Genomic DNA, 24,507 nt, shown 5'->3' on the forward strand with positions numbered 1-24,507 from the left:
AAGGGGTTGTGCGCCCCGCGCAGAAAAGCGAACATCGTTCGGTGACTCGTACAGGGCGAGCGCCGAACGACCGCGCAGGGGCGTGGTCGGTTCCGAGTCAGGGGATCCATGACCACCACTCCGTCGACCGTCGCACGTGCGCGCCGACTCCCACGCTTCGCCGGCGCGCTCACGGTGCTGGCCCTGGCCGCCGGTGGCCTCGTCGCGACCGCTGAACCCGCCGCAGCATCGGCGGTGTGGGTCGGATCGGCACCCGCCGGCACCAAGATCAACCCCGGCGACCAGGTGACGTCGCCGAACGGCCAGTTCAAGCTCATCATGCAGGGCGACGGCAACCTGGTCGAGTACGGCATCGGGAACCGCGTGCTGTGGGCCTCGAACACCGCCGGTTCCCCCGGTGCGATCGCGGTCGTCGGCAAGAACCGTGCCCTCGACATCACCAAGAACGGCAAGCGTCTGGCCCGCTGGGCCTCGGCCGGCACCGTGAACTCGACGGCGCTGAAGATCCGCGCCGACGGCACCATGGCGCTGCTCGCTGGCAAGTCCGTCGTCGTGAACTGGACCACCTACCAGGACCGGGTCGCCTCGGGGAACACGCTCCTCGGCGGCACCGTGCTGCGCTCCGACACCACGAACACACGCATCCTCAACATGCGCACCGACGGCAACCTCGTGCAGAAGGTCAGCGGCCGCGTCGTCTGGCAGTCGCGCACCGGCGGGCACCCCGGCGCCTGGGCCGAACTGCAGTCCAAGGGCAACTTCGTCATCTGGACCCGTGACGCATCGCGCAAGAAGGTCGCGCTCTGGACCTCGCGCACCGGCACGGCCGGCTCCGGCAACCTGCTCGTGCAGGTCGACGGCAACGTCGTGCTCTACGGGGCCAAGGACACCCGCGTCTGGTCGAGCCGACCCGTCACCGGACTGGCATGGCCCGTCAACGGGACGAAGATCACCGGCAAGTACGGCGACGACCGTGGCGCCGGGCACGTCCCGCGCTACCACCAGGGCACCGACGCGCCCGTGCCCGTCGGCACCCCGGTGTACGGCTCCGGCACCGGCGAGGTGACCAAGACCGTGGCGAACGACGCCTCGTACGGCAACTACATCGTCGTGACCTACGGCATGACCGCGGTGCTCACCGCCCACCTCAGCAAGATCGAGGTGAAGAAGGGCCAGATCGTGAAGCTCGGTACCGAGATCGCGAAGTCCGGCAACACCGGGCAGTCGACCGGCCCGCACGTGCACGTCGAGACGCGGCGCAACGGCACGCTCGTCGACCCGTTGAAGAACATGCACTTCCGCTGATCCGGGCGCGCTGGCGGCGTACCGCTTCGTGAGCAGAAATGGTCGGGTCGCCTTCGGGCACCCGACCATTCCTGCTCACGAAGTGCGGGCGCCCCGCACCCGGCATCGCAACTCATGCCGCTTCGTCTATGTTGCTTGACCCGAACGATCAAGCGCCCTAGACCTGGGTTTTAGAGCGGAGCACGATCGGTCGGCACTCCGAGATCGCAGACGGCACGGCTCGTGCGTTCTTCAAGCAGTACGAGCAGGAGCTCGGAAAGGGGCGGTGGCGATGACCTACACGTCACGTGCACATCGTGAGGGCAACTGGTGGATCGTGCAAAACGATCAGTTCCCCGGCGCGATCTCACAGGTCCGCCGGCTCGACCTCGCTGCTGATGCCCAGCGTGAGGCAATCGCGTTCGTCGCCGAGGTCGACCAAGACGAGGTCGTGGTCGTCATCCGAGTGGAACTCGAACCGGCGCTCGCCCGGTCGCTCGACGAAGCTGTCGCACTCCGCGCCGAGGCCGAGGCCGAGGCCGAGGTCAAGGAAGCGAGGGCGCTGTCGCTTCGGCGGGCCATCGCGATCTCGCTCAAGGACGACGGCATGACGCTGCGCGACATCGCGGTCGTGCTGGGGGTCTCGTACCAACGGGTGCACCAGCTCGTGCGCGAGGGTGAACCTGTGGCGCTCGCGGCCTCCTGATCCTCAGCGATCCGCCTGGGAAGTACAGAGGCCCCACCGAAGTGGGGCCTCGCGCCCGGTAGTCGAGACATCCGGGGTGCGGTCCTAGCGTAGTGGGCCCAGTCGTGTGCAATGCTGATGTTTCGCATGCCGCGACGGGCTCACCACCCACGAAGTGGGGTCGGTGAACCATCGATTGATGACAGGTCGTCAACTAGCGTTGGATCGATCACAGGGGAGAAACAATGGAGTTCGAAGAACGCCTCGCTGCGCTGGCGACCAAGGTGCAGAACCAGCGCGAGGCCATCCAGACCGAAGAGGCGACGAAGAACGCCTTCGTCATGCCGTTCATCTCGACGATCCTCGGGTACGACGTCTTCAATCCGTTGGAGGTCGTGCCCGAGTTCACGGCCGACGTCGGGGTGAAGCGCGGCGAGAAGGTCGACTACGCGATCATGCGCGACGGCGAGGTGCAGATCCTCATCGAGTGCAAGAAGTCGACCGAGCCGCTGAAGATCGAGCATGCTTCGCAGCTGTTTCGCTACTTCTCGGTCACGAACGCCCGGATCGCGGTCCTGACGAACGGCGAGGTCTACAACTTCTATACGGACCTCGATGCGCCCAACAAGATGGACGATCGCCCGTTCCTGGTGTTGGACCTCGCCGACATCGACGAGACCCTCCTTCCCGAGCTGAGCAAGCTCACGAAGGACGTCTTCGACCTGGACTCCGTCATCAGCGCTGCGGAGGAACTCAAGTACGTCGGCTCGATCAAGCGGGCGATCGCCGCGCAGTTCCGCGAGCCGGAAGAAGACTTCGTGCGTCTCTTCACGTCACGTGTCTACGACGGGCGTTTCACGCAGGAGGCGCGGACGCAGTTCACGGCGCTCGTCGCGAAGGCCTCGAAGCAGTTCCTCAACGAGCAGGTCAACGACCGCTTGAAGACGGCCCTCGGCGCCTCGTACAGCGCGCCCATCGGCGCAGAGGCGCCGGCGGAGACGGTCACCAGCGCGGCTGTGGCGGAGGATGACCTCGACCGCGACACCGAGATCGAGACGACGCTCGAAGAACTCGAGGGTTACCAGATCGTCAAGGCCATCGCCTGCAGTGAGGTCAAGCCGGATCGCATCGCGCACCGTGACCAGAAGTCGTACTTCGCGGTGCTGCTCGACGACAACAACCGCAAGCCGATCGCCCGCCTGTGGTTCAACGGCAAGAAGCAGAAGTACCTCGGGCTCTTCGACGAGGCCAAGGTCGAGACGAAGCACCCGATCGAGAACCTCGACGACATCTACCTCCACGCTGCAGCCATCCGAGTTGCCGTTTCGCGCCATAAGGAAGGCAAGTAAAATGAAGCTGACGGTACAACTCCTGAGAGTCGATATCCAGCTGCAGGATGACGTTTTCCGCTCGACAGCGACGCCGATCGATTTGAAGCCGGTGGGGTCAGGCCTCACCGGAGCTCGTGCCATTCTGGTGAAAGGAAAGGAGAAGCCCCCGGGTTGGGCTGGGGAGGTGCAGGACGTCTTCGACGTCATGTCCTTGGTTGATGATCAGCAATCCGCTGGCGTCGTGATTCTTATCGAGAGGTCTTCGCGAGTATTTGCAGTCACGTTCGGCATCGGGTTCCAGGTCATCGAGTCTGTCCACATTGAGCAAGGGTTTGGCCTACGTGTTGCGGCAAACGTGATCGCAACAGGCAAAATCCGAGGCGCGCAGACCCGAGGAATTGCTACTAATTCGCGCGATCAACGCACAGTCCTACCGAAGGATGGTGAGTTCGGCGACCTCGATATCGAAGTTGACGATGACTGGATGCGGCAGATCAACGGACGCGCGGAGGACGGTGGGTTCGCGTCGACTCTCGCTGGAGGCGATTCGCTGCGCCTGACTGTTCCTGACTTCAGATTGTCCGCTCTGCCTGGCAAAATCGACGAGATTCATGCCGCTTACGAAAAGGACGCATTCAAGACGAAATTCCCGTTCCTCGATCAGATGCAGCCACTTGGAAGCGGAGATGAACGGATACCCGCCCTGACGGCGGCTTTGAAGCGTCTTGCGCAGGCTGGGGAAGTGACCTATGCGGCACCGGATCCCTTCACGAAGGACGAGGAGAACTTCCATCATTATGAGCTCATTATTCGCCGATCTCGGTGGATGTTCGCTGATCTCGATGCGCGTGAAATTCTGCTGCTTCTCAATGAAGAAGCAGCTGGTTTGAACTGGCTTGAGGATGTTAAGATCGCGGCGGTGGACATCGATGGCGATTTGGTTGACCGCATTCGTCCTCTATTCGCGTATGTGGTGGCAGAGGTAGAACTTGGTGAAGATCGCTACTTCGTCACCGCAGCGAACTGGTTCAAAATCAGCCCGGACTTTGTGAAGCAGGTTGAGCAGGCGGTAGCGCGAATACCTGAAGTAAGTGGGCCGCTTAATCTCCCGGTGTGGGATGTCGCTGTTCTGCAATCCCGAGCGGTTGGTAATCATCGAGAGGAGGTCTACAACCGTGATCTCGCTGATGATCGGGGATGGATTTTGCTGGATAAGAAGCTTGCTCGTTATGGAATGAACAATAAAATCGAAGTTGCCGACGTTCTGACCGACGACGGCAAGTTGCTTTGCATCAAAACCGCGAGCAACTCCCCGGCCCTATCCCACCTAGTCGCTCAGGCTACTGTGTCAGCGAGCCTCTGGGGAAGTGAGCCGCATGTTGCAATGCTTCGAGATGCTTGGACGAAAATGCATGGGGCGGACGAGCCTCTACTGCGACGCGACCAAGCGGAGTACGTGCTCGCAATCGCGACTGAACGCGAGGGGCCGCTCCATGAATCGCTTTACTTCTTCACAAAAGTCCTGTTGGCAAATGCTTTACGAGTCGTGACAAGTGCGGGTCTGAAGGTTGCACTAGCGCGGATCGAAATGGTGGTTCCTCCCAAAGAGAAGAAGATTCGAACCCGTAACGCCAAGTCCCGCGGTGGAGTGCGCTTCGAGTGACGAGGTAGCCTCCGGGGGATGAGGAAGCGCGGCGGAACGGGGCTCGTGTTGGTGGCGATCGGGGTCCTCGCGGGGTCCTGTCCGGGCTGTTCGGTGTCGGCGGTGGGGTCATCGTGGTGCCGGCGCTGATGGCCGTGGCGCAGATGGACCAGCGCCGTGCTTCGGCCACGTCGCTCGTGGCGATCGCCCCCGCGGCCGTCGTCGGTGCGATCACCTACGCTGCCCAAGGTGAGGTGCACTGGCTCGCCGCCCTGACCCTCGCGATCGGCAGCGTCATCGGCGCCCCGATCGGTGCGCGGCTGCTCCGAGGCCTGCCGCTCCGAGTCCTACCGTGGATCTTCGTCGGGTTCATCGCCGTCGTGCTGGTGTCCCTGTTCACGACGGTGCCGAGCCGTAGTGGCGAGGTGCACTTCGGCGTCGTCGAGGCGATCGTGCTCCTGCTGATCGGGCTGCTGTCGGGTGTGCTGTCCGGGCTGGTCGGGGTCGGCGGTGGAGTCGTCATCGTGCCGGGCCTCGAGGTCGTGCTCGGAGCCGGCGACCTGCTCGCCAAGGGCACGTCGTTGCTCACGATGGTGCCGACGTCGGTGTCGGGAACGGTCGCGAATCTCCGGCGGCGGGTGGTCGACCTACGCGTCGGGCTGACGGTCGGTGTCACGGCCGCGGTGTGCTCGCCGGCGGGTGCGTGGCTGGCTCGCCTCGTCGACCCGCAGGTCGGCACGTGGTTGTTCGCCGCGTTCCTGGTGGTGGTGGCGGTCATCGTGCTCAGCCGCGGACGTCGGACGGCACCACGGAACGGCGCGACCGACGGGGAGGTCACATGACGGGTCTCCCGGGTGGGAGCGGGGCCGACGCGGAGGCCGTGCTCGTCGCCTTCGCGCGCACCAGCGGGGACGTCGCGGCAGCGCGCCGGGTCGCACGTCGGTTCGAGGGCCTCGACGACGGCGAGCGCTCGGCGCTGCTGTGGAGCGACGACGACGGCGCGAAGCTCATCGCCGTGCTGCTGCTGGTGCAGGCGATGCGCGAGCACCCCGATCCGGAGCTGACCGACGAGTACCTGTCGGCAGCGAAGGCCGAGCGGTTCGACGACCCAGCGCTGGTCGACCTGGCAGCCGAGGAGCTCGTCGGTGCGCCGCTCGTGGGCGGCTCGACTGGCCCACTGTTCGCGCTCGTGAAGTCCGACGTGGCGATGGTGCGTCGGATCGCGATCGTGGCGACCCTGGCGTTCGTGAAGCAGGGCGATGCCGAGGTGCCGCTCGGGATCGCCGGACGCCTGGTGCGGGAGCGGAGTGACACCGTGCAGTCGGCGCTGGGGTGGGTCTTGCGCGAGACGGGCAAGCGCGCGTCGGAGCCGGCGCTCGTGGCGTTCCTCGAGAAGAGCGGACGGTTCTTGACGCCTGCGGCGCGTCACACGGCGACCGAGCACCTGCCGCCGGCGGATCGCGACCGCCTGCGGGGTTGAGGACGAACGACGCTGACAACCAACTGTGCAGTCGGCTCTACCGACCATGTGGTCGGTTAGGGTCTCCGGGTGACCGAAACCACCCCGAGCACCAGCACCGCCCCGATCCACCGCGCCTCCGTCCGTGAATGGGCGTCCCTCGGCGTCCTCACCCTGGCCGTGGTGCTGCTCGCGATCGACGGCACCGTGCTTGCCCTCGCCGTCCCGTCGCTGACCGCGGACCTCGACCCGACCGCGACGCAGGTGCTCTGGATCGGCGACGTGTACTCGTTCGCGCTCGCGGGGCTGCTCGTCACGATGGGCAACGTCGCCGACCGGATCGGCCGGAAGCGCCTGCTGCTCATCGGCGCGGTCGCGTTCGGCCTGGCCTCGGCCGCCGCAGCGTTCGCGCAGACGCCCGAGCTCCTCATCGCCGCGCGGGCACTGCTCGGCATCGCCGGAGCGACCCTGATGCCGTCGACCCTGTCGCTGGTGCGCACCATCTTCCGCGACGCCCGGCAGCGCACCACCGCGATCGCCGTGTGGTCGGCGGGTGCGACGGGTGGTGCCGCCGCCGGTCCGCTCGTCGGCGGTGCGCTGCTCGAGCACTTCTGGTGGGGCTCGGTCTTCCTCATCAACATCCCCGTCATCGTCGTGATCGTCATCGCCGGAGCCATCCTGCTGCCCGAGTCGAAGGGCGGCTCGCGCACCCCGATCGACCTGCTCTCCGCCGTCCTCTCGGTGCTGGCGATCGTGCCGCTCGTGTACGCCGTGAAGCACGTCGCCGGGCACGGGTTCGACTGGACGGTGCCCCTGACGGCACTCCTCGGCATCGGCGCCGGCTGGTGGTTCGTCCGCCGCCAGAAGCGCCTCACGACGCCGCTCATCGACCTGCAGCTGTTCCGGATCCCGGCGTTCTCGGGCGCCGTCGTCGCGAACTCGTTGTCGGTCTTCGCGCTGAGCGGCCTGCTGTTCTTCTTCTCGCAGTACCTGCAGCTGGTCCGCGGGTTCACGCCGCTGCTCGCCGGAGCGGCCGAGCTGCCGGCGACCCTGGCCTCGATCGCGGTGATCGCGATCATCGGGCTGCTGTCCCGGCGGGTCGGACCCGGCCGGTCGATCGGTCTCGGCCTGGCGGTCGCCGCCGTGGGCATGGCCGGCCTCGCGTTCGCCGAGGGGCTGCCGACGTACTGGGGGATCGCGATCGCCCTCGCCGTGGTCGGCCTGGGCGTCGGGGTCTCGATGACCCTGGCCACCGACGCAGTCGTCGCCGCGGCACCGCGGGAGCGTGCCGGTGCGGCCTCGGCCATCTCCGAGACCGGCTACGAACTGGGCGTCGCGCTCGGCATCGCGGTGCTCGGCTCGCTGCAGACCGCGTTCTACCGGTCGAACCTCGACGTCACGAGCGGCGCGGTCAGCGGCGGCGTCGGCGACCAGATCCGTGAGTCCCTGGCGTCGGCGTCACAGGTCCTGCAGGACGGCGACCCGATCCTCGAACACGCGCGGCACGCCTTCACCGGTGGCATGCAGCTCGCGTCGATCTGCGCGGCCGTGGCGCTCGCCGTCGCAGCCGCGGTCGCACTCCGGGTGATCCCGAACCGGCAGGATGGACCGCATGAGCACTGAAGGTCGTCATGAGCACTGACGGCACCCGCGATCGTGAGCGCACCCGTCAGGCGGTCCTCGAGGCCGCCGAGCGGCTGCTCGCCGAGCGCGGCACCCGGGTCAGCGTCGCCGAGATCGCGGCGGACGCCGGCGTCTCCAAGAGCGGCCTGCTCCACCACTTCCCGTCGAAGGACGAGCTGCTCCTCGCCGTCGCCGCGCACGGTCTCGCGACGTTCAAGGACGAGGTGCTCCGGCACGTCGACCTGGCCGAGAACCGCCCCGGCAAGGTCCTCCGCGCCTACGTGCGGACCCTGTGCGGCGGCAGCCAACGCGCCATGGAGGTCTTCTCGCCGACGGCGCACTGGACCGGTCTGATGGCGGTGCCGGGGGTCGAGGCGGTCGTCGCCGCGGACGCCGAGGACTGGCGCGCGGTGTTCGCGCGCGACGGCCTGCCCGAGGACCGCACGTTGGTCGTCCGGCACGCGGCCGAGGGGCTCGCAGCAGCTGTCGCCATGCCGCCGTACCTGGACGCACGCGAGCTGGCGGTCACCCGTGACGCGCTGCTCGCCCTGGCAGAACCCGCCTGACGACCCGGCCAGGAGGCCCGGTGCCGGCCCGCCCCGCCGGTCACCAGGGCAGGTGGCCGGCCCGACCCCCGTGGTCCGGTCGGCGGTGTCGGCCTACCCTGGGGCCATGCACACCGAAGTGCCCCGGATCGACGCCGCACTCGTGGAACGACTCGTCGCGACGCAGTTCCCCGAGTGGAACGGCCTGCCCGTGCGCGAGGTCGACCACCAGGGCTGGGACAACCGCACGTACCGACTCGGCGACGCGCTGTCCGTCCGGCTGCCGAGTGCCGCCGGCTACGTGCCCGCGGTCGAGAAGGAGCAGGACGTCCTGCCGTACCTGGCACGCCGGTTGGACGTCGCGGTCCCCGAGCCGGTCGGCCTCGGCGAACCGGGCGAGGGGTACCCGTTCCCGTGGTCGGTCAGGCGGTGGCTCGACGGGACGGTGGCCGCGCGTGCGGTCGACCTCGACCACGAGCGCTTCGCCGCCGACGTCGGCGCGGTGCTCCGGCAGCTCCGGAGCCTCCCCGCCACCGGGGGCCCGACCGCCGGCGTGCACTCGTTCCACCGTGGCGAGCACCCCTCGGTGTACGGAGCCGAGGTCGTCGCGGCGCTCGACACCCTGGGCGCGCAGGTCGACCGTGCCGCGTGCGAACGCATCTGGGACGACGCGGTCGCCTCGACCTGGGATCGTCCGGGGGTCTGGTTCCACGGGGACGTGGCGCCGGGCAACCTGCTCGTGGACGACGCGGGACGCCTCGCCGCCCTGATCGACTTCGGCACGTGCGGGGTCGGCGACCCGGCCTGCGACCTCGTGCTCGCGTGGACGTTCCTCGAGCCGGCGGCGCGCCCGGTGTTCCACGAGGCCGTGGGGCTCGACACCGACACCTGGGCGCGCGGGCGAGGCTGGGCGCTCTGGAAGGCGCTCATCATCCTCGCCGGCAGTGCCGGGCCCGGCGACCGCACGGAGCACGAACGCGTCCTCGCCGCGGTCCTCGCCGACCCCGTCGTCTGACGCGACGGCGCGCCCGGGGTCGCGCGTGGGGCTGTGAACGCGCCACGGGGCGGGCGCGTACCGAGGAGGGAGAAGCGAGTCGTGCCTCCCGGCCGGCCCGAAGCGACCGCGAGAGGAACGCGACGTGCGCGCACTGACCTGGCAGGGCACCGAGAAGGTGTCCGTCGAGACCGTCCCCGACCCGACCATCCAGGAGCCAACCGACGCGATCGTGCGGATCACGTCCACGGCGATCTGCGGCTCCGACCTGCACCTGTACCGGGTCCTCGGCCCGTACATCGACAAGGGCGACGTCCTCGGCCACGAGCCCATGGGCATCGTCGAGGCGGTCGGCAGCGCCGTCACGAACCTCAAGGTCGGCGACCGCGTCGTCGTCCCCTTCAACATCTCGTGTGGCCACTGCTGGATGTGCACGAACGGCCTGCAGTCGCAGTGCGAGACCACGCAGGTCACCGAGTACGGCTCGGGAGCGGCGCTCTTCGGCTACACGAAGATGTACGGCCAGGTCCCCGGCGGTCAGGCCGAGTACCTCCGGGTCCCGCACGCGGACTACGGCCCCATCGTGATCCCGGACGACGGCACGCCCGACGACCGGTGGCTGTTCCTCAGCGACATCCTGCCCACCGCGTGGCAGGCCGTGCAGTACGCGAACGTGCCCGAGGGCGGCACGCTCGCCGTGCTCGGACTCGGCCCCGTCGGCCAGTTCGCCGCCCGCATCGGCAAGCACCTGGGCTACCGCGTGCTCGCCGTCGACCCCGAACAAGTCCGCCGCGACCTCGGGGCGAAGCACGGCGCCGAGGTCTTCGACCTGACCAAGGACACCGTGCCGGAGCTCGTCGACCTGACCGACGGCCGCGGCCCGGACGGGGTCGTCGACGCCGTCGGCATGGAGGCGCACGGCAACCCCGTCGCCGGCTTCGCGCAGCGTGCGGCCGGGCTGCTGCCCGACGCCCTGGCGCAGAAGGCGATCGAGGTCGCCGGCATCGACCGACTCGCAGCCGTGCACGCCGCGATCGACCTGGTGCGTCGCGGTGGCACCGTCTCCCTGAGCGGCGTCTACGGCGGCATGGCCGACCCGATGCCGATGATGACGCTCTTCGACAAGCAGATCACCATCCGCGAGGGACAGTGCAACGTGAAGCACTGGATCGACGACATCATGCCGCTCGTGCAGGACCCGTCGGACCCGCTCGGCACGCTCGACCTCACCACGCACCGGGTGTCGCTCGAGGACGCCCCGCACATGTACGAGGTGTTCCAGAAGAAGCAGGACGGCTGCGTGAAGGTCGTGCTCGACCCCGCCCTGGCCGCCGCCTGATGCGGATCGTCGTCGTCGGCGGGACCGGCAACGTCGGGACGGCGGTGCTCCGTCGCCTCGCGCAGGCGCGGGTCGCCGCGCGGGCGGACGAGGCTTCGCCCGGTGCCTCCGACGGCGACGGGCGCGGCGGCAGCGTCGAGATCGTCGGGGTCGCGCGGCGGCTGCCGGACGTGCACGCGGAGCCGTACGGTTCCGCCGTCTGGCACGCCGTCGACATCGGCGCGTCCGACGCGGTCGGCCAGCTCACCGCGGTCTTCACCGGCGCCGACGCCGTGATCCACCTGGCGTGGGCGCTGCAGCCGACGCACGACATCCCGCTGCAGTACCGGACGAACGTCACCGGCACCGCGAACGTGCTGTCGGCCGTGGCACGAGCAGGGGTGCCGCAGGTCGTCGTCGCGTCGTCAGTCGGGACCTACCGGGGCGTCGACGCCGCAGGCAAGCGGACCCCGGTCGACGAGAGCTGGCCGACCGACGGCATCCCCACCGCGACGTACTCGATCCACAAGGCCGCGAACGAAGCGGCGATGGACGCGTTCGAGGCAGACCATCCGTCCGTGGTCGTCACGCGGCTGCGCCCGGGGCTGATCTTCCAGCGGGACGCCGCCGCCGAGATCCGCGGGCTGTTCCTCGGACACCTCGTGCCGATGTCGATCGTGCGGTGGATCCGGTGGCTCGTACTGCCCCTGCCGTACCCGTTCGTGTTCCAGGCGGTGCACGCCGACGACGTCGCGGACGCGTACTGGCGGACCGTCGACCAGCGGGCCGGCGGAGCGTTCAACATCGCTGCGTCGCCCGTGCTCAACCCGCCGCGGTTGGCAAGAGCCTTCGGCATGCTCGGTGCCGTGCGGATCCCGCTCGGACTGCTGCGAGGGATCGTGACGCTGACGTGGCGGCTGCGGTTGCAGCCGACGGATGCCGGCTGGATCGACATCGCGGCCGGCGTGCCGATCATGCGGACCGACCGTGCCCGGTCGGTGCTCGGATGGGAGGCCCGGCACACCTCCGAAGACGCGTTGCGTGCGCTCGTGGCCGGGTTCGCGGACGGTGCGCACGTGGCCGCGTCGGATCCGCTGCGGGGGTAGCTGGGCTGGGCTGGGCTGGGCTGGGCGGGGGCTGCCGGGGCGTACCGGGTGCTTTCGGGCGTACCTGGTCGGAAGTTTCGACCAGGTACGCCCGATACCGATTCCCATCGCGGGTGTCCTGGGAAGGAACGGGCGCTCGGGTCGCGCTACGATTCGCTCGTCGTTGTGAGAAGGGGGAGCGCGATGGTGCTCAGTTGGTCGGCGTTCGGTGAACTCGAGGGACCGGGCGGCTCGGGGATGCCCGACCTGTTCGGCGGTTGGTTCGGCATCGCGTTCGGGGTCGTCGCAGCCCTGACGATCCTCACCACCCTGACGATCGTCGTCCTGACGCTCTACCGGGGCAAGCGGATGGCCGACCGCGGTCAGAACCCGCTCACCATGCAGGAGGACATCGCGTACCAGGCGATGCAGAGCCGGACGCTCGCGCCCGAGAAGCCGCTCGAACAGCGGCTCGCCGAACTCGACGACCTGCACGCTCGCGGTGTGATCTCCGACGAGGAGCACCGGGCGGCCCGAGCCGAGGCCCTGCGCGGATGATCGCCTCCGAGGAGCTGCACAACCCGCTCATCCCGCCGCTGTACGACATCGTGTGGAGCGTGGCGATGGGGCTCATCGTGGTCGCCGTCGTCGTCACCGTGTGGATCGCGGTCGTCCGGAGCCGTCGCTCGAACGGTGCGCCCCGGACGCTCCGCGAGCAGCGGTTGGCGGAACTCGACGACCTGCACGCTCGCGGTGTGATCTCCGACGAGGAGCACCGGGCAGCGCGAGCCGAGGCCCTGCGCGGTTAGCCTGGGGCGGTGCTGTTGCCGACGGACCTGCTGGGGGAGTGGGTGCTCCGCCGGACCCTGGACGACCGGCGTGCCGGCGTGCAGGGCATCGTCACCGGCACCACGACGCTGACCGCGGTCGGCACGGACGAGGTGCGCTGGGACGAAGCGGGCGTGATGACCTTCGGCGGCCGGACCACCCCGGTGTCCCGGACGCTGACCGTCCGGCGGGACGATGACCACGCGTGGACCGTGCACTTCGCTGACGGCCGGGTGTTCCACGACTGGGTGTGGGGCACGAGCGTCGCCCACGCCTGTGCTCCGGACGACTACACCGGGGCACTGGACGGCGACGAGCAGCGGTGGACCGTGCGCTGGGAAGCCCGGGGCCCGGCGAAGGACTACCGGCTCGACAGCGTGCTGACCCGGTTGCCGGCGTGACCACGACGTCACCGGCACGCGCCAGACTGAGTCCATGGCACGTTCCTCCGGCACCGAAGCCCCGCGCATCACCCTGACCGAGCCCGTCGACCTGCAGGACTGGGTCCCCGGACCCGGCGACGTCCTGACCGGCGACCGCATCGAGGGGAAGCGCATCGGCGTGCTCGACCTGGCCGGTGAGCGCCTGCCCGACCTCGAGATCGAGGAGTGCGTCATCGACACGCTCCGGGGCGACGGCGCCGACTTCCGTGGCCTGCGGGTGCACGACTCGATCATCGACACGCTCGACGCTCCGGTGCTGCGGGCGTCGAGCAGTTCGTGGCGTGAGGTCCGGGTGTCCGGCGGTCGCATCGGTTCCGGCGAGCTGTACGACTCCGGGTTGAACGGCGTCGAGTTCGTCGGGATGAAGTTCGGGTTCGTGAACCTGCGCGGGTCGACGCTCACCGACGTGGTGTTCCGCGACTGCGTCATCGACGAGCTCGACATCGCGGACGCGAAGCTGCTCCGGGTGTCGTTCGAGGGCAGCAGCATCCGCGACGCCGAGGGCTCCAACACCCGGATCGACCACGTCGACCTGCGGGGTGCGGACCTCGACCGGGTCGAGCGCCTCGAGGGGTTCCGCGGTGCGACGATCGGCGCCGACCAGCTGTACACGCTCGCCCCGCTGCTGGCGGCGCAGGCGGGCTACCGCGTCGACTGACGGCTGCCCCGAGACTCGGGCCGTCTGCCCCGAGTCTCGGGGTGGACGACACTCCTCGCTGCTCCGAGCGCGAGGACTGTCGCTCAGGCCGAGACTCGCCCAGAGCCCGCCGCCGCGGCCAGCGCCGCCGCGAGGTCGGCCTGCACCAGGTCGCCGTGGGCCGCCGCACCGGCCTGGACCCCGGCGGCAGCGGACGCGATGACCGTCGCCATCGGGGCAGCCACGTTGCCGGCCGCGTACACACCGCGCACCGAGGTCTGCCCGGCCGGGTCGACCGTCAGCGCGCTCGCGTACCGGAAGTCACCCATGAACTGGTCGGTGGCGACCAGGCCGAGCCCGGACAGGAAGTCCACGCGCGCTTCAGCGGTGCTCGCCGCGGCCAGGGCGTCGAGTTCGACGACCTCGCCGGAGCCGAGCGTGACCCCGGTCAGCGTGCCCTCTGACGACAGGACCTGCGTGACCGTGTCGTCCACGACCTCGATCCCGCGGGCCCGCAAACCGGCCAGGCCGGTGTCGTCGACGAGTGCCGGATCGGTGACGAACGCCGTCACGTGCTCGCTCAACGCCCGGAACATCAGCGCGTGGTGCACGCCGTTCGGCGTCGTCACGAGCACGCCGATGCGCTGGTCGCGGATCTCCCACCCGTGGCAGAACGGGCAGTGCACGACCCCGCGCCCCCACTGTTCGGCCAGGCCGGGTACCTGCGGCAGCACGTCCACGGCGCCGGAGGCGACGACGAGCCTGCGGGCGGTGACGACCGTGCCGGAGTCCAGCGTGACCGAGAAGCCGACCGGGTCGGTGCCGTCACCGGTGGTGGCGGACGCGGCCACGATCCTCCCGGCCGTCACCTCGACTCCGTAGGCGGCGACCTCGTCGCGACCGATCGCGGACAGCTCGGCGGGGGCGATGCCCTCGCGCCCGAGGTAGTTGTGGGCGCCGGCCGACGGCGCGTTGCGGGGCTCGCCCGCGTCGACGACGAGGACGGAGCGGCGGGAGCGCCCGAGGACGAGGGCGGCGGAGAGGCCGGCGGCTGCTCCGCCGATGACGATGACGTCGTAGTGATCACGCATGCACGGAGCATGCGGCCGATGGGTCGCGGACAGCAAGGAACCTTGCTGATGTGGCAACCTGGGCAGCATGTCCCACGGCCCGCAGGAACCAGTCGCCCCCCGCACGACCGCCCAGGTCGTCGACGGGGTGGGGCCGCGGTTGCGCGCGCTCCGCGCCCACCGGGACGTCACGCTCGCCGCCCTGTCCGAGGAGACCGGGGTGTCGGTGAGTACGCTCTCGCGGCTCGAGTCGGGGCAGCGCAAGCCGACGCTCGAGCTGCTGCTCCCACTGGCGCGGGCGTACCAGGTGCCGCTCGACGACCTGGTCGGAGCACCCCAGACCGGCGACCCCCGGGTGCACATGAAGCCCGAGGTGCACGGCGGCCGGGTCGTCGTGCCGTTGACGAAGCGCACCGGCGGCGTGCGGTCGTTCAAGCAGCTGTTCCCGCCGAACACACCGGGCGGCGAACCATCGCTCAAGACGCACGAGGGGTACGAGTGGCTCTACGTCCTGTCCGGCCGCCTGCGCCTGGTGCTCGGTGAGCACGACCTCGACCTCGGGCCGGGTGAGGTCGCCGAGTTCGACACCCACACCCCGCACTGGATGGGCAACGTCACCGACTCGGTCACCGAGGTGCTGTGCCTGTACGGGCCCCAGGGGGAGCGAGCGCACGTGCGGTCGCGACCGACGCGCTGACCAGCTGGCCCGCGGGCCAGCTGGCCCGCTCGGTCTACGACGTGAAGACGTGGTCCATGACGTCGTCGAGGAGTCCCGAGGTCTCGATGTTCGACTGCTGGATGTGGATGCCGATGTCACCACGCGTGAAGTAGGTGTCGCCGTCGGTCACGGGGTACTGCTCGTTCTTCGACACCTTCTGGCACTGGTAGCCCTCCGCCTCGTTGCCGCAGTCGTAGCCGTCGTCCGGCAGCTTCTGCAGCGCTGCGCTCGCCGTTGCCGAGTCCACGACGTCGACCGCGATCGACAGGTAGGAGATGTCGGCCTGCGGTTCCCGCCACACGCAGTACAGACGCTTGCCGTCGGCCTGCAGGACGGGGGTGAAGGCGCTCTTCGGGATCGCGACCGGGTCGCCGACGACCGAGGGGTCGTTCAGCGGAGCGGAGGCGAACGCGTCGTCCCACTTGCCGGGGGTGATGAGATCGGTGCAGCTCGCCGGCACCGTGCCGCCGTCGTAGTCGACCCCGGGGACCTGCGTGAGCGTCGATGTCGGCTCCGGAGTACTGCTCGGGCTGGCGCTCGGTGTGCCGGTGCTCTCCGCCGTCGTCGCGGACGGCGTACCCGGACCCGCTGGAGCGCTCTGGGCGCAGCCCGACAGGGCGAGTCCGATCGCCAGCGCCGCCGTCAGCGTCGCCGTGATCCCGGATGTCGTCGTGCGCGCTGATCGCCGCATCGTTCCCCCTCGTTCGTCGTGCGGACGTGCCCGCACGATCGAACGTAGGCGGACGTGCTGGTGGCGTCCGCAAGCGTCACCGTTCCGTGACCCCGTCAGCGCGTGCGCCACCCGCGCCGCACCCGCAACCCGGCGCGCACCCGCCGCGCCCACCGACGCACCGGGTTCGCCCGCCGGCCGTTCACGCGGAACGTGTGGAAGGCGCGTCGAGTCCGCAACAGTGCGGACGGGAGGCCCGACAACGGTCGCGCGGACACCTGCACCGTGAGCACGGGGTCGGCCACCACCCGCCAGGCCGGGTCGAGCTGCATGCTCAGGTCGACGTCGTCGTGCACCTCGGGGTCCTCGCGGTGCGCTCGGCTGCGGACCGCGTCCCAGGTCCACCGCCGCATCGCCATCGCGGAACCGAACAGCGGTGGGCGGCCGAGCGCGGCCCACATGAGCGCGAAGTACGGCCGCATGTAGACGGCGTCCCACAGTCGGCCGATCAGCGGTCCGCCGTCGTGCGGGCATCCGGGCCCGGTCACCGCGACCACCGACGGATCGGCCAACAGCCGCACCGCGTCGGCGATCCACCCCGGCGGCGGGACGGAGTCGGCGTCGAGTCGGACGAGGACGTCCCCGGAGGCCCGGTCGTAGCCGCGCGCCGAGGCCCGGGCGATGCCACGGATGCGTTCGGTGAGCACGATCGCCCCCGCTGCCTGGGCGACCTCGGCACTGTCGTCCCGGCTGCCGTTGTCGACCACGACGACCTCGTCGGCGAGCAGTGTCTGCACCGCGAGGGCGTCGAGGCAGCGTCGCAGGTGCGCAGCGTCGTCACGCACGGGGATGACGACGGAGACGCGGACCATCCTCCGATCCAACCGGAGGTCCGCTGTGCGGCCACGCGGTAGCGTTCCGGGCATGGACCGGACCGACGAACTCGCCGTGGAGCTCCGGCACGCGATCGGTCGCGTCGTGCGCGCTGCGAGACGAGAGGCGGACTCGCTGCCGACCGCCCACGCGACGACCCTCGGGTTCCTCGAGCGCGAGGGGCCGATGCCGATCGCCGAGTTGGCACGTCGCCGGGCGGTGAAGCACCAGGGGCAGTCGCGCACGGTGGGGGAGCTCGCCGACCTCGGGTACGTCGAGCGGACGGCGTCGGACACCGACCGTCGGGTGTCGGTCATCCGCATCTCCGACACCGGCAGCGAGGTCCTCCGCCACGACATGACGGCGCGGGCCGACTGGTTGGCGACGGCGATCCGCGAGGAACTCGACGACGAGGAACGTGCGGCCCTCGAACGCCTGCCCGGCATCTTCGAACGGTTGGCCCGGCGCGCCGACTGAGTGCTCCCTCACCCGGATCGGCTACCAGAAGTACAACACAGTTGTAGTGTTGTCGCATGGAGCTGACGAAGTACAACCACGCCACCGTCGTCCTCGAGCAGGACGGCACCACCCTCGTCATCGACCCGGGTACCTTCACGCCCGAGGCTGCTGATCTTGCCGGCGCTGCCGCCGCTGTCCTCATCACCCACGAGCACGCCGACCACTTCGACGTCGACGCCGTCCGTGCCGGGCTCGACGCGAACCCGTCGCTCGTGGTCCGCGGGCCGGCGGCGATCGTCGAGCAGCTGGGTGACCACGACGGCCGCGTCGCTGCGGTCCGTGCCGGTGACGCGTTCGAGGTCGGGCCGTTCTCCGTGCAGGTCTTCGGCGAGGAGCACGCCGTCATCCACCGCGACATCCCGACGATCGCGAACGTCGGGTACCTGATCAACGGTGCCGTCTTCCACCCGGGTGACGCATACCTCGAGCCGGGTGTCCCCGTGCAGACGCTGCTCCTGCCGACCAGCGGTCCGTGGACGAGCACCGCCGCTGCGGTCGACTACGTCCGATCGGTGGCGCCGGAGCGTGCCGTGCAGATCCACGAGGCGATGCTGAGCGACCTCGGCCAGCAGTCCACCGCGCGGTTCCTCGGCTCCGATGGTCTCGGACCGGTGCCGGTCCTGATCCTGCCTGCGGGGGGATCGATCACCGTCTGACGGACGCGACCGTGCTCCTGGGAGGCGATCCGCGCCTCCCGGGCAGCATGGAGGGATGTCCGACGCTCCCTCGACCGCAGTCCTCTTCGACATCGACGGCACGCTCGTCGACTCGAACTACGCCCACATCGACGCCTGGTGGCGAGCTGCCCGCGCAGCGGGCGAGTCCGTCGACGCTTGGCGGATCCACCGCGCGATCGGCATGGACTCCGCGAAGCTGCTCGAGACGCTGCTGCCGGACGCGTCCGACGAGACGCGCGACACCATCAAGCAGTTCCACACCGCCTACTTCGCCGAGCACATGCCGCAGCTTCGGCTGCTGCCGGGCGCCCGTGACCTGCTCCGTGCGGTCGCTGAGGCCGGGCACGCCGTCGTCCTGGCGACGAGTGCTCCGGAGCACGAACTGACGCGGCTGCGCGAACTGCTCGACGCCGAGGAGTGGCTCACCGCGGTGACGAGCTCCGAGGACGTCGAACAGGCGAAGCCGGACCCCGGGATCATCCAGGTGGCGCTCGACCGGGCCGGTGTGCGTGCGGACGCTGCCGTGATGGTCGGTGACGCGATGTGGGACGTCGAATCGGCCGGACGCGTCGGCGTGACCTGCGTCGCGGTGATGACCGGCGGCATCGGCGGCGACGAACTCCGCGGAGCCGGCGCCGCCGAGGTCCACGACGACGCCGCTGCCGTGCTCGCCGCGTTGCGGTCCGGGGACGGCGCGATCGCCGCGCTGGGTGGGCGCGCGTGAGCGTGCACCGCCGCTGGCATCCGTGACAGGATCGTCGACCGTGATCACGATCGAACGCGTGTCCTGGGGCGACCCCCGATCCGTGGCGCTCCGCGCCCGCATGGACGACGAGATGCACGAACGCTACGGTTCGTCGAACGGCGACGAGGACCCGGCGATCACGGCTGAGCGGAGCCGCGCGCTGTCCGTCGATCCGTCGACCGTCGTCGCCTCGGTCCTGGCGCTCGACGAGTCCGGTGACGCCGTCGGGCACATCGCGATCCGCCGTCTCGGCGACGAGGTCGAGCTGAAGCGACTGATCGTGCTGACGTCGGCTCGCGGCAAGGGGGCCGCCACCGCACTGCTCGACGAGTGCGAGCGCATCGGCCGCGAGCTCGGCGCACCCCGGCTGATCCTGCAGACCGGTGACAAGCAGCCCGACGCGGTCGCCCTGTACGAGAAGACCGGGTGGAGCCCGATCCCGGTCTACGCGCCGTACGCGGCGACGATGCCGTGGTCGTTCTGCTTCGAGAAGGCGCTCTGAGGCTTCCCGCCCGCATTGCACTCTCAGAGAGATAGTGCAATTCTTGCTCGGTGAGCACCACCGAACGCACCCGCGCACTGCGCCGACGCATGATCGTCGAAGCGCGTCGGGCGACCGTCGAGCACGGGTTGAGCGGTTTCACGATCGAGCAGCTCTGCGAGACCGTCGGGGTGTCACGGCGCACGTTCTTCAACCACTTCGCGTCGAAGGACGACGCCGTGCTCGGCATCGAGCTGCACGCCGACGTCGAGGCGATCGACCGGTACGCCGAGGGCGGGATCGTCCCCGGCGGACTCGACCCGCTCGACTCGATCGTCGCGCTGGCGATCGACCAGTTCCACCGCGTCGGCATCGATCGTGCGGACGAGGTCCTGGTGCGCCGGGTCTTCGAGCGGGAACCGGCGCTCGTCGCGCGGTTCCTGTCGGCCACCGATGTGCAGCTCGCTCGGATCACGGACGCCGTGCGGCTGCGGTTCGGATGGGACGATCCCGCCGACCGCCGTGCGCGCCTCGTCACCGAGGCCGCCGCCGGGCTGCTCAAGGTGACGGCGGAGACCTACTTCGACGACGCCTTCGACGAGACCACCGGCCCGCCGTTCGACGAGCTGCTCACCCAGAACCTCCGCCTGATGAGGGCGGCCATCACCACCGGACAGGACTCCACACCATGAGCGCAACCGCGCCGGGCACCACCAAGCGTGCCCGCCCCGGCACCGACGGACCGCTGCTGCTGACACAGCGCCGGATCTGGATCATCTTCTCCGCGCTCATCGCGGGGATGCTGCTCTCCAGCCTCGACCAGACCATCGTCTCGACGGCGATGCCCACCATCGTCGGCGAACTCGGCGGCGTCGCGCACCAGGCATGGCTGACGACCGGGTACCTGCTCGCCTCCACCATCGTGATGCCCGTGTACGGCAAGTTCGGTGACGTCCTCGGCCGCCGTAACCTGTTCCTCATCGCGATCGCCCTGTTCACCATCGCGTCGGCCGGGTGCGCCTTCGCCGGCGACTTCACGCAGCTCGTGGTGTTCCGCGCCATGCAGGGGCTCGGCGGCGGCGGTCTGATGATCCTGTCGCAGGCGATCATCGCCGACATCGTGCCCGCCTCGCAGCGCGGCAAGTACCTCGGCCCGCTCGGGGCGATCTTCGGCCTGTCCGCGATCGGCGGCCCGCTCCTCGGTGGCTTCTTCGTCGACCACCTCACCTGGAACTGGGCGTTCTACATCAACATCCCGGTCGGCATCGCGGCGTTCTTCGTGGCGTGGTTCGCGCTGACCCTGCCGAACAAGAAGGCGACGAAGCGCATCGACGTGCTCGGCGTGCTCTTCATGTCCGCCGCGACCACGTGCCTGGTGTTCTTCTCGGAGTTCGGCGGCAGCAAGGACCACGGCTGGGACGCCCCCGAGACCTGGGCATGGTTCGCCGGGCTCGTCGTCTCCGCCGCGCTCCTCGTGCTCGTCGAGTCGCGTGCGCAGGACCCGGTCCTGCCGCTGTCGTTCTTCAAGAACCGCACCTTCCTGCTCGCGACCGGCATCGGCCTGGTGCTCGGCATCGGCATGTTCGCGGCGATCGGCTTCGTCCCGACGTTCCTGCAGATGGCATCAGGCACCTCGGCCGCGGTGTCGGGTCTGCTGATGCTGCCGATGATGGTCGGCCTGATCGGCACCTCGATCGCGTCCGGCAACCTGATCACCAAGACCGGCCGCTACCGGATGTTCCCGATCATCGGCACGGTCCTGGTCGCCATCGCGATGCTCGCGATGACCCAGCTCGCCGCGGCCACCCCGATCTGGCTGATCTGCGCCTACCTGTTCGTCTTCGGCGCCGGGCTCGGACTGATCATGCAGGTGGTCGTCCTGGTCGCGCAGAACGCCGTGCCGGCCGAGCAGGTGGGCACCGCGACCTCGACGAACAACTACTTCCGCGAGGTCGGCGCCTCCCTCGGGACCGCCGTGTTCGGTGCGCTGTTCACGGCCCGGCTCACGACGTCGCTCACCGACGTGTTCACCGGTGCCGGCGGCTCGGAGACCGATGCGGCGTCGTCGGCGGGCAGCATCGACCCCGCGACCGTGGCGAAGCTGCCCGAGGCAGTGCAGGACGGCATCGTGAACGCGTACGCCGACTCGCTGGCGCCCGTGTTCTGGTACCTGCTGCCCTTCATCGCGGTGGCGTTCCTGCTCGCCCTGTTCCTGCCGCAGATCACGCTCTCCGACACGGCCGGCATGGTCGCCCGTGGTGAGGCCGTCGGTGGCGACGAGGCCGACGAGCTCGAGCGTGCGCAGCGCGCGGGCCGGACGGAGTCCGTGTCGGCGGAGTCCGGGTCGTCCGGTGGTGAGACGCCGGACCGCGCGCAGCAGTAGTCCGGTCCCGGCAAAGCGACAGATCTCCGTGGAACATCCGTGGAGATCTGTCGCTTTCGCGGGATGGACGGTGGCGCGTCGGCGCGGCCTGTCGCTTTGGCGGGGTGGTCGCGACCGCGTGCTGACGGGAGGCGCGGAGCCAGCTGGTGCCGCGCCTCCCGTCCGTCGTCCGGTCGCGTCCACTGCCGCTGCCCGCATTCGACGCGACCCTGCTCGCGAAAGCGACAGTGTGCCGCCGACCATCGGCGGCACACTGTCGCTTTCGCGGGGGTGAGGGGGCTGCCTCAGCGAGGAGTGTCGCTTCCGCGGGCAGGAGCGGCGCTACGCGCCGGTGCTCGCGCGGCGGACCAGGCGCGTGGGGAGCGCTGCCGGCTCGGCCGCGGTGCCGTCGAGCGTCGCGAGCAGCCGTTCCGCGGCCGCGCGCCCGAGGTCGGCACCGGGCAGGGCGACGCTCGTCAGGGCGGGGGCCGTGACCGACGACGACGGCAGGTCGTCGAAGCCGGCGACCGCGAGCTCCTCGGGAACCGCGATGCCCAGTGACCCGGCGACGCGCAGGACGCCGTAGGCCAGGGTGTCCGCCGCGGCGACGACCGCGGTGACGTCGTCGTCCTGCCAGGCCTCGATGACGTGCTCGGTGGCCGAGGCGGCGGCGTCCACGGTGAGGTCGGCGCGGGCGGTGACCTCGGACACGGTGATGCCTGCGGCGGCGCACTCCTGCTCGAAGAGGTCGCGCCGGACCCCGAACGTCGTCGCGCGGGAGGTCCCGTCGAGGTACCCGACGCGGCGGTGCCCCCGTTCGTGCAGGTGTGCGACGAGGTCGTGGACGCCGGGGGAGAGGTCGTAGTTGACGGCCTCGGCACCACCGGGGGCGTCGAGGAGCACCACGGGCACGCTCGCCGACATCGACTCGCCCGCGGCCGGGGCGTCGACGAGGATGCCCGCCGGACGGAGCCGTTCGAAGCGGCGGACGTCGGCTGCCAGGGGCTGCGCGCCGCGCTCGGTTACCGACAGCACGAGTTGGAACCGGTCGCCGATGGTGTCGCGCACGCCGCGGATGACCTCGGCGAAGAAGGGGTTCGACAGGTCGGGGGCGATGAGGACGACCAGGTCGCCGCTGCCGCGCGCCAGGGAGCTCGCGGCGTGGTCGACGACGTAGCCGAGCTCGTCGACGGCGTCGCGCACCCGCGTGGCGATGGGGACGGAGACCCGGCCGCGGTCCTTGCCGTTGACGACCAGGGAGACCGTGGCGATGCTCGTGCCGGCGCGCTCGGCCACCATGGCAGCGGTCACACGGCGGCCCGGGGCGACGGATGAAGGCACGGGTCGATGCTACCGAGGAGGCCTCGACGACTTGACGTCAAACGCTTGACGTGTTTCGATGTCAAACGCTTGACGCGCTGCGCGACGACGCTCTGTCGAACCGCGGATCCCCACCGCGTCGAGCACAGACCCCTCGATTCCCCGAAGAAGTGGAGCGCCCCGCGTGCCCAGTGCGACCCAGCCCGCGAAGATCATCCTCGACTGCGACCCCGGCCACGACGACGCCGTCGCCATCCTGCTGGCCCACGGCAACCCGGACATCGAGCTCCTGGCCGTCACCACCGTCGTCGGCAACCAGACGCTGCCGAAGGTCACCCGCAACGCCCTCGCCGTCGCGCGCATCGCCGGCATCACCGGGGTGCCGTTCGCCGCGGGCGCCGATCGTCCGCTCCTGCGCCAGATCGAGGTCGCGCCGGACATCCACGGCGAGAGCGGCCTCGACGGGCCGATGCTGCCCGAGCCCTCGTTCGAGCTCGACCAGCGGCACGCCGTCGACCTGATCATCGAGACGGTCATGGCGCACGAGCCCGGCACCGTCACGCTGGTACCGACCGGCGGCCTGACGAACATCGCCCTCGCGGCCCGCAAGGAACCCCGCATCGTCGAGCGCGTCAAGCAGGTCGTGCTCATGGGCGGCGGCGTGCACGTCGGCAACTGGAGCCCCGTCGCCGAGTTCAACATCGTCATCGACCCCGAGGCCGCGTCGATCGTCTTCGACGCCGGCTGGGACGTCGTCATGGTCGGACTCGACCTGACGCACCAGGCTCTCGCCACCCCCGAGGTCGCCGCACGCATCGCCGCCGTCGGCACCGCCCCCGCCGCGTTCGTCGGCGAGCTGCTCGACTTCTTCGGCCAGACCTACAAGGACGCCCAGGGCTTCGACTCCCCGCCGGTGCACGACCCCTGCGCCGTCGCCTACGTGATCGACCCGACCATCGTCCGCGCCGTGAAGGTCCCGATCCACATCGAGACCCAGGGCACCCTGACGCTGGGCATGACCGTCGCCGACTTCCGTGCGCCCGCGCCGGAGGACTGCCGGACGAGCGCGGCCATGGAGCTCGACCACGAACGGTTCTGGGACCTGGTCGTCGACGCCCTCGAGCGCATCGGCGAGACCCCTGACACCGGCTGGACCCCGCGCGCCGCCACGACCACCACCACGACCTCGGAGATCTGA

27 protein-coding genes are annotated in these 24,507 nt (G+C 69.8%); 23 read left to right on the forward strand and 4 right to left on the reverse strand.

Annotation, left to right across the window (positions count from 1 at the left end; translation table 11 throughout):
- Positions 1-108 precede the first annotated feature (108 nt).
- From EDF28_RS19670 to EDF28_RS04545, 15 genes are all read left to right on the forward strand, one after another.
- Positions 109-1,305, forward strand: a complete 1,197-nt coding sequence (locus tag EDF28_RS19670) for a peptidoglycan DD-metalloendopeptidase family protein (RefSeq protein ID WP_123937302.1) — start codon at positions 109-111, stop codon at positions 1,303-1,305.
- A gap of 271 nt (positions 1,306-1,576) precedes the next feature.
- A complete protein-coding gene (locus tag EDF28_RS04480; protein WP_123937303.1) occupies positions 1,577-1,990 on the forward strand; it encodes a helix-turn-helix domain-containing protein in 414 nt (137 codons plus the stop codon).
- 224 nt (positions 1,991-2,214) lie between these two features.
- Entirely contained in the window at positions 2,215-3,318 is a 1,104-nt protein-coding gene (locus EDF28_RS04485) for a type I restriction endonuclease (protein ID WP_123937304.1), read from the forward strand.
- Position 3,319: 1 nt separating this feature from the next.
- Positions 3,320-4,963, forward strand: coding sequence for a DUF6119 family protein (locus EDF28_RS04490; protein ID WP_123937305.1), 1,644 nt, complete (start codon positions 3,320-3,322; stop codon positions 4,961-4,963).
- A 116-nt stretch (positions 4,964-5,079) separates the two neighbouring features.
- Positions 5,080-5,784, forward strand: coding sequence for a sulfite exporter TauE/SafE family protein (locus EDF28_RS04495; RefSeq protein WP_260154528.1), 705 nt, complete (start codon positions 5,080-5,082; stop codon positions 5,782-5,784).
- The gene (locus EDF28_RS04500) at positions 5,781-6,422 is read left to right on the forward strand and encodes a DNA alkylation repair protein (protein ID WP_123937306.1); all 642 of its coding nucleotides are present in this window, start codon (positions 5,781-5,783) and stop codon (positions 6,420-6,422) included. The genes EDF28_RS04495 and EDF28_RS04500 overlap by 4 nt, the downstream gene beginning before the upstream one ends.
- A 69-nt stretch (positions 6,423-6,491) precedes the next feature.
- Positions 6,492-8,024, forward strand: a complete 1,533-nt coding sequence (locus EDF28_RS04505) for an MFS transporter (RefSeq protein ID WP_221181237.1) — start codon at positions 6,492-6,494, stop codon at positions 8,022-8,024.
- An 8-nt stretch (positions 8,025-8,032) separates the two neighbouring features.
- Entirely contained in the window at positions 8,033-8,590 is a 558-nt protein-coding gene (locus tag EDF28_RS04510; protein ID WP_123294868.1) for a TetR/AcrR family transcriptional regulator, read from the forward strand.
- A 106-nt stretch (positions 8,591-8,696) separates the two neighbouring features.
- Entirely contained in the window at positions 8,697-9,584 is an 888-nt protein-coding gene (locus EDF28_RS04515) for an aminoglycoside phosphotransferase family protein (protein WP_123937307.1), read from the forward strand.
- Positions 9,585-9,708: 124 nt separating this feature from the next.
- A complete protein-coding gene (locus tag EDF28_RS04520; RefSeq protein WP_123937308.1) occupies positions 9,709-10,902 on the forward strand; it encodes a zinc-dependent alcohol dehydrogenase in 1,194 nt (397 codons plus the stop codon).
- The gene (locus tag EDF28_RS04525; RefSeq protein WP_123937309.1) at positions 10,902-11,987 is read left to right on the forward strand and encodes an NAD-dependent epimerase/dehydratase family protein; all 1,086 of its coding nucleotides are present in this window, start codon (positions 10,902-10,904) and stop codon (positions 11,985-11,987) included. The genes EDF28_RS04520 and EDF28_RS04525 overlap by 1 nt, the downstream gene beginning before the upstream one ends.
- A 183-nt stretch (positions 11,988-12,170) precedes the next feature.
- Positions 12,171-12,524, forward strand: coding sequence for an SHOCT domain-containing protein (locus EDF28_RS04530; protein ID WP_123294873.1), 354 nt, complete (start codon positions 12,171-12,173; stop codon positions 12,522-12,524).
- Positions 12,521-12,775, forward strand: a complete 255-nt coding sequence (gene ccmI, locus EDF28_RS04535) for a c-type cytochrome biogenesis protein CcmI (RefSeq protein ID WP_123294874.1) — start codon at positions 12,521-12,523, stop codon at positions 12,773-12,775. The genes EDF28_RS04530 and ccmI overlap by 4 nt, the downstream gene beginning before the upstream one ends.
- Before the next feature lie 9 nt (positions 12,776-12,784).
- Positions 12,785-13,195, forward strand: coding sequence for a DUF6314 family protein (locus EDF28_RS04540; RefSeq protein ID WP_123937310.1), 411 nt, complete (start codon positions 12,785-12,787; stop codon positions 13,193-13,195).
- A 34-nt stretch (positions 13,196-13,229) separates the two neighbouring features.
- Positions 13,230-13,895: a pentapeptide repeat-containing protein gene (locus tag EDF28_RS04545; protein WP_123937311.1), complete on the forward strand. Its 666-nt coding sequence runs from the start codon at positions 13,230-13,232 to the stop codon at positions 13,893-13,895.
- An 83-nt stretch (positions 13,896-13,978) separates the two neighbouring features.
- On the opposite strand, the gene EDF28_RS04550 is transcribed toward EDF28_RS04545, so the two are convergent.
- The gene (locus EDF28_RS04550; RefSeq protein ID WP_123937312.1) at positions 13,979-14,965 is read right to left on the reverse strand and encodes an NAD(P)/FAD-dependent oxidoreductase; all 987 of its coding nucleotides are present in this window, start codon (positions 14,963-14,965) and stop codon (positions 13,979-13,981) included.
- Positions 14,966-15,032: 67 nt separating this feature from the next.
- On the opposite strand from EDF28_RS04550, the gene EDF28_RS04555 reads away from it, so the two are divergent.
- Positions 15,033-15,641 (forward strand): helix-turn-helix domain-containing protein, encoded by a 609-nt coding sequence (locus tag EDF28_RS04555; RefSeq protein ID WP_123339097.1) that lies wholly within the window; start codon positions 15,033-15,035, stop codon positions 15,639-15,641.
- Positions 15,642-15,675: 34 nt separating this feature from the next.
- Here EDF28_RS04555 and EDF28_RS04560 read toward each other — a convergent pair whose 3' ends face one another.
- Both EDF28_RS04560 and EDF28_RS04565 read right to left on the reverse strand, forming a co-directional pair.
- Entirely contained in the window at positions 15,676-16,353 is a 678-nt protein-coding gene (locus tag EDF28_RS04560) for a hypothetical protein (protein ID WP_123937313.1), read from the reverse strand.
- A gap of 95 nt (positions 16,354-16,448) precedes the next feature.
- Entirely contained in the window at positions 16,449-17,204 is a 756-nt protein-coding gene (locus tag EDF28_RS04565) for a glycosyltransferase family 2 protein (protein ID WP_123937314.1), read from the reverse strand.
- Positions 17,205-17,256: 52 nt separating this feature from the next.
- On the opposite strand from EDF28_RS04565, the gene EDF28_RS04570 reads away from it, so the two are divergent.
- The 6 genes from EDF28_RS04570 to EDF28_RS04595 are packed head-to-tail and all read left to right on the forward strand — an operon-like array spanning position 17,257 to position 22,010.
- The gene (locus EDF28_RS04570; protein ID WP_123937315.1) at positions 17,257-17,682 is read left to right on the forward strand and encodes a MarR family winged helix-turn-helix transcriptional regulator; all 426 of its coding nucleotides are present in this window, start codon (positions 17,257-17,259) and stop codon (positions 17,680-17,682) included.
- Between the two features lie 56 nt (positions 17,683-17,738).
- Positions 17,739-18,380, forward strand: coding sequence for an MBL fold metallo-hydrolase (locus EDF28_RS04575; RefSeq protein ID WP_123937316.1), 642 nt, complete (start codon positions 17,739-17,741; stop codon positions 18,378-18,380).
- A gap of 55 nt (positions 18,381-18,435) precedes the next feature.
- A complete protein-coding gene (locus EDF28_RS04580) occupies positions 18,436-19,125 on the forward strand; it encodes an HAD family hydrolase (RefSeq protein WP_123937317.1) in 690 nt (229 codons plus the stop codon).
- A gap of 40 nt (positions 19,126-19,165) precedes the next feature.
- On the forward strand, positions 19,166-19,648 hold the full coding sequence (locus EDF28_RS04585; RefSeq protein ID WP_235035794.1) for a GNAT family N-acetyltransferase: 483 nt from the start codon (positions 19,166-19,168) through the stop codon (positions 19,646-19,648).
- 50 nt (positions 19,649-19,698) lie between these two features.
- Positions 19,699-20,319: a TetR/AcrR family transcriptional regulator gene (locus EDF28_RS04590; RefSeq protein WP_260154530.1), complete on the forward strand. Its 621-nt coding sequence runs from the start codon at positions 19,699-19,701 to the stop codon at positions 20,317-20,319.
- Complete coding sequence (locus EDF28_RS04595) at positions 20,316-22,010, forward strand: MDR family MFS transporter (protein WP_123937318.1); 1,695 nt, start codon at positions 20,316-20,318, stop codon at positions 22,008-22,010. The genes EDF28_RS04590 and EDF28_RS04595 overlap by 4 nt, the downstream gene beginning before the upstream one ends.
- Before the next feature lie 321 nt (positions 22,011-22,331).
- Here the strand turns inward: EDF28_RS04595 and EDF28_RS04600 are convergent, their stop codons facing one another.
- Positions 22,332-23,330, reverse strand: a complete 999-nt coding sequence (locus EDF28_RS04600; RefSeq protein ID WP_260154531.1) for a LacI family DNA-binding transcriptional regulator — start codon at positions 23,328-23,330, stop codon at positions 22,332-22,334.
- Positions 23,331-23,493: 163 nt separating this feature from the next.
- Between EDF28_RS04600 and EDF28_RS04605 the strand changes: the two genes are divergently transcribed.
- Entirely contained in the window at positions 23,494-24,507 is a 1,014-nt protein-coding gene (locus EDF28_RS04605) for a nucleoside hydrolase (protein WP_123937319.1), read from the forward strand.

Origin of the sequence: Curtobacterium sp. PhB137, assembly GCF_003814955.1 — a bacterium.
GTDB lineage: Bacteria > Actinomycetota > Actinomycetes > Actinomycetales > Microbacteriaceae > Curtobacterium.

Bases quoted from the DNA above. Each gene is read 5' to 3' on its own strand.
- EDF28_RS04550 (WP_123937312.1), bottom strand. From the start codon at position 14,965: ATGCGTGATCACTACGACGTCATCGTCATCGGCGGAGCAGCCGCCGGC.
- EDF28_RS04560 (WP_123937313.1), bottom strand. From the start codon at position 16,353: ATGCGGCGATCAGCGCGCACGACGACATCCGGGATCACGGCGACGCTG.
- EDF28_RS04530 (WP_123294873.1), top strand. From the start codon at position 12,171: ATGGTGCTCAGTTGGTCGGCGTTCGGTGAACTCGAGGGACCGGGCGGC.
- EDF28_RS04580 (WP_123937317.1), top strand. From the start codon at position 18,436: ATGTCCGACGCTCCCTCGACCGCAGTCCTCTTCGACATCGACGGCACG.
- EDF28_RS04545 (WP_123937311.1), top strand. From the start codon at position 13,230: ATGGCACGTTCCTCCGGCACCGAAGCCCCGCGCATCACCCTGACCGAG.
- EDF28_RS04575 (WP_123937316.1), top strand. From the start codon at position 17,739: ATGGAGCTGACGAAGTACAACCACGCCACCGTCGTCCTCGAGCAGGAC.
- EDF28_RS04515 (WP_123937307.1), top strand. From the start codon at position 8,697: ATGCACACCGAAGTGCCCCGGATCGACGCCGCACTCGTGGAACGACTC.
- EDF28_RS04555 (WP_123339097.1), top strand. From the start codon at position 15,033: ATGTCCCACGGCCCGCAGGAACCAGTCGCCCCCCGCACGACCGCCCAG.
- EDF28_RS04510 (WP_123294868.1), top strand. From the start codon at position 8,033: ATGAGCACTGACGGCACCCGCGATCGTGAGCGCACCCGTCAGGCGGTC.
- EDF28_RS04595 (WP_123937318.1), top strand. From the start codon at position 20,316: ATGAGCGCAACCGCGCCGGGCACCACCAAGCGTGCCCGCCCCGGCACC.
- EDF28_RS19670 (WP_123937302.1), top strand. From the start codon at position 109: ATGACCACCACTCCGTCGACCGTCGCACGTGCGCGCCGACTCCCACGC.
- EDF28_RS04500 (WP_123937306.1), top strand. From the start codon at position 5,781: ATGACGGGTCTCCCGGGTGGGAGCGGGGCCGACGCGGAGGCCGTGCTC.
- EDF28_RS04565 (WP_123937314.1), bottom strand. From the start codon at position 17,204: ATGGTCCGCGTCTCCGTCGTCATCCCCGTGCGTGACGACGCTGCGCAC.
- EDF28_RS04490 (WP_123937305.1), top strand. From the start codon at position 3,320: ATGAAGCTGACGGTACAACTCCTGAGAGTCGATATCCAGCTGCAGGAT.
- EDF28_RS04480 (WP_123937303.1), top strand. From the start codon at position 1,577: ATGACCTACACGTCACGTGCACATCGTGAGGGCAACTGGTGGATCGTG.
- EDF28_RS04485 (WP_123937304.1), top strand. From the start codon at position 2,215: ATGGAGTTCGAAGAACGCCTCGCTGCGCTGGCGACCAAGGTGCAGAAC.
- EDF28_RS04525 (WP_123937309.1), top strand. From the start codon at position 10,902: ATGCGGATCGTCGTCGTCGGCGGGACCGGCAACGTCGGGACGGCGGTG.
- ccmI (WP_123294874.1), top strand. From the start codon at position 12,521: ATGATCGCCTCCGAGGAGCTGCACAACCCGCTCATCCCGCCGCTGTAC.
- EDF28_RS04570 (WP_123937315.1), top strand. From the start codon at position 17,257: ATGGACCGGACCGACGAACTCGCCGTGGAGCTCCGGCACGCGATCGGT.